This window comes from Paenibacillus sp. OT2-17 (assembly GCF_009827695.1).
Classification (GTDB): Bacteria; Bacillota; Bacilli; order Paenibacillales; family Paenibacillaceae; genus Paenibacillus; species Paenibacillus polymyxa_B.
Window position 1 is genome coordinate 1 of record NZ_WUDQ01000093.1, and the last position, 11443, is coordinate 11443.

The window sequence follows — 11443 nt, forward strand, 5'->3', positions numbered from 1 at the left end:
CAAATACCGGCCGGCCGACTCCACGTGCGGGCGCTGTTCGCCTGTATGAAAAAATGATGGAAAATGCCCGCAGATTGAGTGAAATGGGAATGTTCATTTCAGCTGAATCCATGATTAATTATCGGACACACACGAAGCTGGAGGGCATTCATCAGTTAATCAACGAAATGGGATGCCGACGGCATGAAGTTCATCCAATGTATGCGTCGAATTTTGCCTCTGCTTTGCCTGTGCTTTCACTCGACGATATGCGAAACTCTATCCATAAGCTGCTGGATGTACGTAATCAGGACATGTGGATGTTGTTTGGGACATTACCGTTCTTTGCTTGTTCGGATCGGGAAGAAGACCGTAAACTGCTTCGCCGCTTGCGTCAGGAACCGAATATTACGGTGCGTAATGATCCAGACGGAAGAAACCGTGTGAATGTGAATATGTTCACGGGTAGCGTGTATGTGACGGATTTTGCAGACATTCCGGCTTTCGGAAACATTCAGGAAGACAGTCTGGACGATATTTTTGGTGAATGGCTGAATGAGCATCCGCTGAATCAGACTGTGAACTGTCATTGTGATGCCGCTGCCTGTTGTGGACCGAACCTGCTCGTGGCGGATATGTACTACAAAGGAATAGACTTTAAATCAAGAAAAGCATTACAATTATGAGTATTTTTGCATGATTTTAATTAGCAACTTCCAATCAATAAAATTTGGATTGAATTGCTTGCAAACCAAAAGATGCAAAATGCAAACTATAGAAATGGGGAGTTCGTATTGGATGGTCATACCGAGTTTCATTGGGGATTGCTAGCTGTGAATCTCCTCTTGGTACTGCTGCTTGTCTTTCTAAATGGTGTATTTGTGGCCGCAGAATTTTCGTTGGTCAAAATGCGCCAATCCCGATTGACGCAGCTCCAAAGCGAGGGTCATCGCCTGGCAGGCTATGCGCTGAAGGTGAACCAAAAGTTGGATGCTTATCTGTCCGCCACCCAATTGGGCATTACGCTGGCTTCATTGGGCCTAGGTTGGATTGGAGAGCCAGCAATATCCGGCTACCTGATAGAGCCACTCATGCACAAACTCGGTGTAACTGACGGTACACTGATTACAACGGTATCCGTTATCGTCGGATTTTGCGTAATTACCTTTTTGCATATCGTATTGGGGGAACTGGCGCCAAAGTCCTTAGCGATTCAGAAGACCGAAGGTGTGGCGTTGTTTTTATCGGCGCCTTTGCTGCTTTTTTATAAGGTCTTTCTGCCTGTGATCTGGGTACTGAATGCTGCGGCAAATTTACTGTTGCGTGCATTCGGCATTCAGCCGGCGAGTGAAGCCGAAGCGGCTCATTCGGAGGAAGAGATTCGTATATTGATGAATCAGAGCGCCAAAAGCGGTGTGATTGATAAGGACGAAATTAAGCTGATGGATAATATTTTTGATTTTTCTGACTTGCTTGCCCGCGAAATCATGCTGCCGCGTACAGATATGGATTGTTTGTACACGAATTTGTCGTTTAAGGAAAATCTCAAGATTATCAGCGAGACCAAGCATTCCCGTTACCCGGTAGCGGTTGAGGATAAAGACCAGATTATCGGTTTTGTCCATATTACGGATCTTCTGCTAGCTGAGCAGGGAGAGCAACTGGATCTGGCTTCGGTGGTACGTCCTATTTTGAATGTGCCGGAGTCCATGGAAGTGAGTCACGTGCTACGCCTTATGCAGAAAAAACATTTCCAAATGACTCTCGTGGTAGATGAGTACGGCGGAACGGCCGGGCTGCTGACAGCGGAGGAAATTTTGGAGGAAATCGTCGGGGATCTCTATGATGAATTTGAGGATGAACGCCCGAGCGTGGAAATGAAGGAGAACTTCATCTCTGTGGACGGTCGTATGCTCATTGAGGATGTCAATGATTTGACTGGAGTGAATATTGAAGACGACGAGGTGGATTCCATCGGGGGATGGCTGTTCAAGGAATTGGAAGGCATTCCGGTGAAAGGGAAGAAAATTGAGTTTTATAACCTTACCTTTGAGGTGGAGGAAGCAACAAGGCTTCGCATAATGAGAGTGAAGATTCACCGCAAGCCTGAGCCTGTGATTGAAGATGAGCTTTCTACCGATTGATTCCTGATCCACAGAGATAGGTAAGATCAGTTGAGGTATGTAAGTTATTATAGAGTGCTGAAGAAAGAGCCTTTAGATCCACGTACCGTGGTTTTAAAGGCTCTTTTTTGATTAGAAACAGTTCTATAGTTATTTTCTTTGAACAATTATTTTTATCTGTGATTTTTTGTTCGAGACTTGGGCGATGCGGCATATGTTGAATAGTAAAGCAGATGGATCAATCAAAGGAGGTCCCGGCCCGTGAAATTTCCACAGCAAGGTGAGTATGCCCCGTTTGTCGGCCCGTTCGATCCGTGTCCACCCGTCCTGTGCAAGACTTATGTGCTTCCGCCAAACTTATTTGTACAATTTCAGCCCCCTGGTCTACCGCAATTCAGTCCAGATGAGGCGCTGACGAAGGGGACACTATGGCCTCTACTTTACAGCCCTTATGAGCCTATGAGAAACCAGGGGGGAGGCGAATAGAATGGAGAATCCAAAACAGGGTCAGTCCCCAAACCCATTCCAACAGCAAATTCAGCATGAGAGTGGGTATCAACAGCCGAATCCATATCAAAGCCCTTATTCAAATCCGTATTCATACCAGAACCAGTATCAGAGCCAAGCTCAGGACTATAGTCAAGCCGGAAACCCAGCCCAAGGCTGCACGCCCCAAACCAAGCCGGGTGATGCCCAGTTTTATGCGCTGTTGGAGAAGCTTCAGGCGGTAGATTTTGTATTGGTGGAACTGAATTTGTATCTCAATACACACCCGGATGATTTACAGGCTATCGAACAGTTCAATAAGCTGACGCAGGAAAGAACGGCGATTGCTAACGAGTACCAGATCTTATATGGGCCTTTACAAAATTTTGGCCGTGCCTATTCCAAGTATCCTTGGGAATGGAACCAAACTCCTTGGCCGTGGCAGGTCTAGGTAGGTACAACCTTTTATAAAGGAGGAACATGAATGTGGGTATATGAGAAAAAACTGCAATATCCCGTACGTGTCAGCAAATGTGATCCTCATATGGCCAAACTGCTTATGGAGCAGTATGGTGGAGCGGATGGCGAGCTGGCGGCGGCTTTGCGGTATCTGAATCAGCGGTATACGATTCCGGATAAGGTTATCGGCGTACTTAATGATATAGGTACAGAAGAATTTGCGCACCTCGAAATGATTGCGACTATGATTTACAAGCTGACCAAGGATGCGAGTGTAGAGCAAATGAAGGCAGCCGGGCTGGGGGAATATTATGCGGCGCATGATCATGCGCTGTATTACCAGAGCGCAGGCGGAGTTCCTTTTACAGCGACCTATTTTCAAGCCAAGGGTGATCCAATTGCGGATTTGTATGAGGATATTGCGGCAGAAGAAAAGGCGAGAGCTACATATCAGTGGCTGATTGATTTAACCGATGATGTGGATTTGCAGGATAGTCTGAAGTTTCTGCGTGAACGCGAAATAATCCATTCGCTCCGTTTCCATGAGTCTGTGGAAATTTTGAAGGGGGAAAGAGACCGGAAGAAAGTGTTCTGAGAAAATGATACACAAGGTCTCTTGGTGAGCTTAAGCTTGCAGGAGACTTTTTTCTTTTGAAGTCATCTAAGCTATGAAATGGTCGTTCCCAAGGAGTAGCAATGGGCATTTGTATATATGAGGGGGCAAAAATAAAAGCCCCCAAAAATTGCAGGCTGTCAGCCCGGGTATCGTGCCGAGCACATATCGGCATGATGACTAAAAGGCCGGCTACATTAAACGACCTTCCCTGGCGTGTCTTTCTGATCCCTATTGCTTCAGTTGTGCAAAATATTGCTCGTTATATAACACGCTTGGATGGGTAGGATGGTGCAACTGAGCGATGCGATGATGCGATTTTGCCTTTTCGATGTCACCGATTCGGTCGTAACACAGGCATAATTGCAAGTGTGGAAACCAGGTATAGTACGAGGAATTGGTTAAGGCCATCACATCTTGTGGAGGCTCTATCAGCGTCGCCTGACGAAACCAGTAAATGGCTTGAGTATACTGCTCATCTTCAATGAACAAATTGCCAAAGGCACAGCAGAACTGTGCGCGTGGTACATCAAGGTTAAGTGTGCGAAGCAGAGCCATACGCTGCTCCTGTTTTTGACCCTGGTGAGCGTAGCAATCCGCTAGCTTAAAGCAAGCAGCAATCCGATCTTCAATCCATCCGAGATCTAGACCCAGATAGTGTTTGTACTGCTGGATGGCTTCTAGTATGCGTCCGTTATCATAAAGTTCATTAGCGAAGTAGTAGTGATCTCGTTCAGAAAATGCGGTGCCTTGCTCCCGATGCTTGAGATAGATATGCAAATTACGATCAGTGTAAGCACGTGTCTTTTTATGAGTCACCGCCATATTACTGTGAAAGGTACTGCCTGTCACATTCAGGAATTCGTGAACAAATCCGATCCATCTGAAGTTACGATCACGTCGCACCATTCGGTTTCTTTTGAGCTTATGCAGCGGCTGCCCCTGTTCATCTACAGATAGCACATAATCCATCGTAATGCTGTCATACGAGACGGTGGCTTGTTTTTTCCAGTCGAGAAATGCCAGTCGGTCTTGCTCTTCTAGGATGTCGTCGGCATCCAGCCAAAATTGATATTCCTGTGTTGCCTGATCAAACGCATAATTGCGGGCTGCGGAAAAATCATCACACCATTCAAAAGGGTATATCCGAGCGTTGAACGATGCAGCTACCTCTTGGGTACTGTCGGTAGAGCCAGTATCAACGATAATGATTTCATCTACCAGGTCATGGACTGATTTCAGACAGGTATGAAGTGCTTCTTCTTCATTTTTGACAATCATACATAAGCTGACAGTTACCATGCTCTTTGTCCCTCCCAAAAAACTTGATATAATCTCCATTTTATGTAGGATAGCTTGCTCATTATGTAGTAATTCCGATGGAGCATTTAGAGGATGTGTAATGATCATAAATTCAAACTTGCTCTAATAAATTAGAAAATCAAAGTCTGATATGAAGGGGGAGGAGATTGTGCGAAATTCGATATTATCAAGTGCGACCGGGAAATAAATTTGATGGCTAAATGTAGTTGGAAAACAGGTGAAAAACAGAAAAAAGGCAGTTAACTGGATCTTAAGGTTGTATTTTTGTATTGATGTCGTTTTCATTGATATTTCCAGGTGTAAGTCCATTCCTACCACGCTCACTCCCATATCGCTTGGTCGCAATTATGGTATGCCTTAGGACATGGAGGGAGAACGGTTTATGAGGCTTCTACCTGATGGAGGCGTTGAATCATGCGTATACTAATCGGTAGCCCGGTGCACCAGAAACCGGAAACATTGTCTTTATTTCTTCAAGCTTTGGAGCGACTGGAGGCACCTGACGTGCTGCCCGATTATTTATTTGTCGATGATAATGACAATCCGACTTCAAGCCAATGGCTTGCCGATTTTTCCAATCGACTGCCAGGCAGGGTTTTGCCCTTGTTGACAGGCTCACAGCAAGTGGAGAACCGAAGTGATGAGCACACTCATTATTGGCCGCCTGCCCTCGTCTGGAAAGTGGCTGATTTTAAAAATCGCCTTATTGATTATGCACTTCAGCATAATTATGACGCGCTGTTTTTGGTCGATTCAGACCTGATTCTCCATTCCCGTACCTTATGTAAACTGGTAGAGGCGGAGAAGGATATTGTATCTGAGATTTTCTGGACACGCTGGCAGCCGGAGGGGCCTCTATTGCCTCAGGTGTGGGTTAGTGATGAATATAATTTGTTCCATCGTGAAGAAGGCGAAGTGTTGTCGGCAGAGGAGCGAGCGCAACGCGAGTTGCATTTCATACACCAATTGCACGTTCCTGGTTTGTACGAGGTGGGTGGTCTAGGCGCTTGCACCCTAATCCGCAGACGTGCACTGGAAGCAGGGATTCACTTTGGTAAAATCAAAAACGTTTCCTATTGGGGAGAAGATCGACATTTCTGTATTCGGGCAGCTGCATTTGGATTTCCACTTTTTGTGGATACACACTATCCGGCGATGCATCTGTACCGGGAAGCGGATAGAATAAAGGCAGAGCAGCTACTATTCACCCTAAAGTATTTTACAACGAGTGGTGTTCATACGGACCATTCAGAACATTTAGCATATCTGGATCACTCCGATACTTCTACTAACTCTCCTGCCTTCAATCATTCTGCATCATCAAGTCCCTCTAAGTTCTCTGAACCTCCTGTTATACCTTATGATCTCCGTGAGTCAGCTGTCTTTGCCAAGTACACTGCAGATTCTTTTGCTGTACCACAAACATTCTCTGGTCCACGACAAAGTGAACTTCATACGCCGCCTGTCTCCAAACCCAAATTGACGCTGACCATGACGGTATACAATGAGGCAGATCGCAAGCTCATTGACGTGCTGCGGAGTCATCGGGAATATATTGATGAAGCGGTCATTATTGATGATGGCAGTCAGGATGATAGCGGAGAGTTGTGCCGTGAGATCCTGAAGGGAATCCCATTGCGTTTAATACGCAATGAAACAGCTTCTTTTACCAATGAATTAGAGCTGCGAAAACAGCAGTGGAGAGAGACGTTGGCATCCTCTCCCGAATGGATATTAAACATGGACGCTGACGAAATGTTCGAATCCCGTTTTGCTCAAGGGGTACATTCGTTGTTAGCGGGAACGAAAGCGGATACGATTTGTTTCAGGTTGTTTGATATGTGGACTTCCACGCATTATCGCGATGATGATTATTGGCAGGCTCATCAGTATTACCGTCCTTTTTTAATTCGATATAAGGAAGGGTTTTCTTATAAATGGAAGGAGCAGTCCTTGCACTGTGGGAGATTTCCCGAAAATGTGCTTGACCTACCCAGTGAAATCAGCAACTACCGCATCCAGCATTGGGGATGGTGTACACCTGCTATTCGCATGGCCAAATTTCAGCGATACCAGTTGCTTGATCCAAGTGCTCGTTATGGCTGGAAAGAGCAATATGAATCTATTTTGGACCCGAACCCCCGACTCACGCTTTGGGTAGATCAGGACAACATAAATGCAGAAAAAGAAACTGCACCAGAGTATGAAGCTGCCGATGATGTGAACGCCATGGATGTTGCTGAGATTGCGAGTGTCCAGGTTATTAATAATTCCGACCTACAAATAAAAAGTGAAACAAAGGACTTACTTTATAGTAAATGCAAACTGTGTGGCTCATCCGACACGGCAGTATTTCATAGCTATGAACGCTTTACCTTGATGGGATGCGGCTCCTGCGGATTGGTTTTTCGTAATGATGTGGATCATATACAGCCAGAGGATATGATTGCAAAAATTTATAATGCCGAATGGGTTGCTATGCGGGATAGTGCAGCAACTTCAACTTATGGAGATCATGCCCTTTTGGACTCATGCTGCTGGATATGTTCAGTACCGGTAAAGGAAAATTGCTTGAGATTGGATCAGGTACCGGAGAATTTATCCATGCTGCCCTTCAAGCCGGCTGGGATGCAGTGGGCATTGAACCTTCCATAGACTCGCGTGCTTACGCCAAATACAAATATGACGTGGATTTATTGCCGGGTTACTGGGGCGATGAAGCCGAAGAAGATACTCAAACCGAAGAAGCACATGAAATACAGGAATTGAATGAAGAACAAGAAGCAGAAGAAGATACTGACTTAGCACTGGATCATAAATACGAGGCCGTAGCATGCTGGCATGTGTTGGAGCATATTGCGGACCCTGTTACATTTTTGACAGATTTAGGCGAACAGCTTCAACCTGACGGAACGTTATATATTACGGTGCCCAACAAAAACTCGTTCACCAATGAGGCTTATGGTGTTTATTCGCCTTTATTTACGGAGGAAGATCATTTGTATCATTATTCTGAGCACACGCTTGCGCTCTTACTAGCAAAGTCTGGCTTCCGCCCAGTGGCTATGTTCACCCGCCAACTTCCCTCTGGTTTGGATGCCCTGCTGCAAGCCCATCCTTTGTACGGTGAGCTTGCCTTTACGGAGCAAATGGGATTGTTAGCCAAACTTCAAGGCGAGAAACGGGGTCATGAACTGTGCTGTGTCGCAAGAGTAATTTAATCATCCCTAAAAGGAGGCAGCATCCATGAACATGTCTGACCCGTATCTGTCTCGCTTTTTTGTATATTCTGATCCCAGCTCCTCCAGCATGATTTACAGACTCCCCCAAAGCTGGTGGAGTCGCCCCTATGAGTATGAGTGGTGTCTTCAATTTATGTCTGGGCAAGATACAGTGCTGGACGCAGCATGTGGAATCCCACATCCATTCAAATTTGAGTTGGCCCGCCGTTGCGCTCAGGTCTATGCCTGCGATCTGGATATTCGGATCATTTCCGTGGATGCCATTTTGGCCGAGGTGCGGCGGGATATCGGAGAGGAGGCTGCCGAGCGCATTCAGGAGATTTTGCCAGTTCGGCTCCACTCCGCACATGCCAATCTGACGGCTCTGCCCTATGAGGATGCCAGTTTTGACAAAATTGTATGTATTTCGGTGCTGGAGCATTTAACACCTGATGAATCTTTGGCAGCCTTACGTGAATTTCACCGGACCTTACGCGATGACGGAATGCTTCTGCTGACGTTTGATTACCCTACAGTGGACCTGTCAGCGATGGAGCAATGGATAGAGCAGGCGGGATTTTCGTATTGGAATGGTGTGGATCTCAAGCTTCCACGGGGTGCTTTACACACGGATATGTGGGGTGGTTTGCATTGTTTCAGGACTGTTTTAAAAAAATATAAGAGTTAGCGGTATGCGCAATGAGGTTTACACGGACCTCTCTTATTGCTTATCATGAGAGGGGTTAGAGTTGTAAACCTACATAGGAAAGGAATGACTGATAACTACATGAACAATGCACCTGTGTTGAAGAAACCTGAGGCTATGGTATTTGATATGGACGGTACACTTTTTCAGACGGAGACGCTATTGCTTCCTGCGTACCACAAGCTGTTTGATACGCTGCGCGCCGAAGGGCTTTATGAAGGAGAGACTCCTCCCGAGGAGCTTATTTTGAATAGTTTGGGCATGCTGCTGGATGAAATCTGGAGAAGAGTGATGCCGGAAGCCAGCGAAGCGGCCCATAGAAGAGCGGACGAGCTGCTGCTTCAGCTGGAACTGGAAGGATTGAAGAACGGAAGTCATGCCCTGTATCCACATGTAAAAGAAACACTCCAGACCCTTCATGAGCAAGGTGTTCGATTGTTCGTAGCCAGTAACGGGCTGGAGGACTATGTAAAGGGGATCGCTGCTGCGTATGAAATGGTTCCCATTTTTGAAGGACTGTACAGTGCTGGGGAGTACAGCACGCTTTCCAAAGTGAATTTGCTGGAAATTCTGTTGAGCAAGCACGATATTTCGAACGTATGGATGGTAGGAGATCGTTCCTCAGATGTGGAAGCAGGCAAAAAGAACGGACAGACGGTGATCGGTTGCGCTTATGCTGGATTTGGTGTGAACGATGAGTTGAAGGGGTCCGATGCGATTATTACAGACTTTACGCAACTGCTTACACTTTATAAAAACGCCGAGTAACTGTGAAACACAGGTAATTGGTTATAAATAGGCTCGACGCACCATATAATTAAAACATGCTGGTACTGTCGGGCAGACGAAAAAAGAAAGGAAGGCAGCCACTTTACGTGGAGCCTTCCTTTGTCTTATTCTCTGTCTTATTCTCTGTCTTATTCTCTGTCTTATTCTCTGTCTTATTTTCTGCTTTATCTTCTGTTTTATCTTCTGCTTTGTAGTCCGTCTGAGGCTTAGGATTAATTTGTGTGTGGTAGACCCACAAAGCATATTCCATGGGCTTGGCGATGGAACGGCGATAGGTTTCTTTTTCACCAATACGTGAAAAGACCTCACGGGCTGGCTTCGGGTTGACTTCCAGCACGTATATATGACCGTCCTTATTAATTGCCAAATCGAGCGCAAGCTCGCACAATGCCCCGTAGCTTTCTTCCAGATATGCAGCGATGTCCAGTCCGAGTTTTTCCCCTTGCTTGATGATTTTCTCTCTATGGCTTTCATCACGAATCCATTGCGTCAGCAATTGGCTCATCGGTACCGCCTTGCCTCCACCATGCAGGTTGGAAGTGACACTCCGATGTGCCCCGATTCGCCCGGCACATCCGGTTAGCTCCCATACTCCTTGGCTATTTTTCTGTACCAGCATACGGTAATCATGGACTCTGCCATTCGGCAACTGCACAGGAATGCCTTCCTGAACAATGTAGTTATCCATGTTCCAGCTGCTCAGACGCGGCTCCAGACGGTCTAGACGTACCCGCTGCTGGGGAATAATATGGCGTTTGCGATTGCGGCCCTCAATCAGATACAGGCCTCCTTGCTTGTTAACAGGTTCAATACGTAAAATGCCGCGGCCTCCCGTACCGTTAATCGGCTTGAGGTACACTAGTGAATTCTGTTTAAGCATCCGTTTTACACTATGAAATCCACTGAACAGCTCTGTTGCAGGCAAATGGGCGCGAAAGGCAGACCTCCTCGCAAGCTGCTGATGAATGACCCACTTGTTACTCAGCGGTCGGTTTAAATATACAAGGTCTGTGTATTGCAATCGGAACTGCTTCAACTGACGATATCGCTCACTGCGCTGTACCCGGCAACGGTCGAAAATCATATCTGGAAACTCTCGCCATTTTCGGGTCCATTTTCCGCTGTGTGGATCATAGATTTGGGCAAGGAGCAGCCTGCGATCCTTGTGGACATCTGCAGGAGTGAATACATATATATCCAGTCCCAGCCTTTTCCCTTCTGCAATCATGCGCTCATATATGTCGCGCTCCTCCAATTGCTTCTTGTTGTTCAAATACAAGGTCATGATGCCTAGGACAGGTTTTGGCACAGCATTCCACCTTCCTCTGCCGTCTGCTTATCTTGGGATAACTCCCCGTGAAATATCAGCGTGGGTTTCCCGGTCGGTCCAGTCGTCATTTCGTGCGCAACAAGTCCAGCGCGGAAACAGGTTTTGAGACTGGACATATTGTCGGCGGCTACGCTGCACGTCAGACGGCGCAGCTGTTTGAGCTGGGCGGACAGCAGTCTAGCGCCCAGTCTGCGGCCCCGGTAAAGCGGACGAACAATTACGATGCAAGCATCCTTCCCGTAATTCAGAGCGAGGGAAAATCCCGCAATCCGCAGCCCCTTCTCCGTGCGCACATATGCGCACAGGAGGGAGGAGCCAGGGGTGTTCAATAGCTCGGGCGTTAAAACTGCCAACTGCCGCAGAGCATTACGAGTAATGCGCATGCCCCCTGAACTGCGGGCCAAAAACAGCAAC

10 protein-coding genes and 1 pseudogene are annotated in these 11443 nt (G+C 46.7%); 8 read left to right on the top strand and 3 right to left on the bottom strand.

What is annotated here, in order from left to right; translation table 11 throughout:
* The 5 genes from yfkAB to GRP75_RS12980 all read left to right on the top strand — a co-directional run.
* Positions 1-665: radical SAM/CxCxxxxC motif protein YfkAB (gene yfkAB / locus GRP75_RS12960; protein ID WP_160789501.1), on the top strand; the 665-nt coding region annotated here is incomplete at its 5' end.
* 108 nt (positions 666-773) lie between these two features.
* A complete protein-coding gene (locus tag GRP75_RS12965) occupies positions 774-2123 on the top strand; it encodes a hemolysin family protein (RefSeq protein ID WP_160789502.1) in 1350 nt (449 codons plus the stop codon).
* A gap of 240 nt (positions 2124-2363) precedes the next feature.
* On the top strand, positions 2364-2588 hold the full coding sequence (locus GRP75_RS12970; protein ID WP_025722540.1) for a spore coat associated protein CotJA: 225 nt from the start codon (positions 2364-2366) through the stop codon (positions 2586-2588).
* A gap of 1 nt (position 2589) precedes the next feature.
* A complete protein-coding gene (locus GRP75_RS30310) occupies positions 2590-3039 on the top strand; it encodes a spore coat protein CotJB (protein ID WP_023987893.1) in 450 nt (149 codons plus the stop codon).
* A gap of 33 nt (positions 3040-3072) precedes the next feature.
* Positions 3073-3642, top strand: a complete 570-nt coding sequence (locus GRP75_RS12980; RefSeq protein ID WP_013309567.1) for a manganese catalase family protein — start codon at positions 3073-3075, stop codon at positions 3640-3642.
* 249 nt (positions 3643-3891) lie between these two features.
* Here GRP75_RS12980 and GRP75_RS12985 read toward each other — a convergent pair whose 3' ends face one another.
* Positions 3892-4962, bottom strand: a complete 1071-nt coding sequence (locus tag GRP75_RS12985) for a glycosyltransferase family 2 protein (RefSeq protein WP_160789503.1) — start codon at positions 4960-4962, stop codon at positions 3892-3894.
* 435 nt (positions 4963-5397) lie between these two features.
* On the opposite strand from GRP75_RS12985, the pseudogene GRP75_RS12990 reads away from it, so the two are divergent.
* The 3 genes and pseudogenes from GRP75_RS12990 to GRP75_RS13000 all read left to right on the top strand — a co-directional run bounded on the left by GRP75_RS12990 (position 5398) and on the right by GRP75_RS13000 (position 9678).
* Positions 5398-8204, top strand: a pseudogene (locus GRP75_RS12990) (methyltransferase domain-containing protein).
* A gap of 25 nt (positions 8205-8229) precedes the next feature.
* Positions 8230-8892, top strand: coding sequence for a class I SAM-dependent methyltransferase (locus GRP75_RS12995; protein ID WP_160789504.1), 663 nt, complete (start codon positions 8230-8232; stop codon positions 8890-8892).
* An 84-nt stretch (positions 8893-8976) separates the two neighbouring features.
* On the top strand, positions 8977-9678 hold the full coding sequence (locus GRP75_RS13000) for an HAD family hydrolase (protein ID WP_013309571.1): 702 nt from the start codon (positions 8977-8979) through the stop codon (positions 9676-9678).
* Between the two features lie 103 nt (positions 9679-9781).
* Here GRP75_RS13000 and GRP75_RS13005 read toward each other — a convergent pair whose 3' ends face one another.
* Both GRP75_RS13005 and GRP75_RS13010 read right to left on the bottom strand, forming a co-directional pair.
* Complete coding sequence (locus GRP75_RS13005) at positions 9782-11008, bottom strand: YheC/YheD family protein (protein ID WP_160789505.1); 1227 nt, start codon at positions 11006-11008, stop codon at positions 9782-9784.
* The coding region (locus GRP75_RS13010; RefSeq protein WP_160789506.1) for a GNAT family protein at positions 10990-11443 on the bottom strand (454 nt) is incomplete at its 5' end. The genes GRP75_RS13005 and GRP75_RS13010, both read right to left, overlap by 19 nt.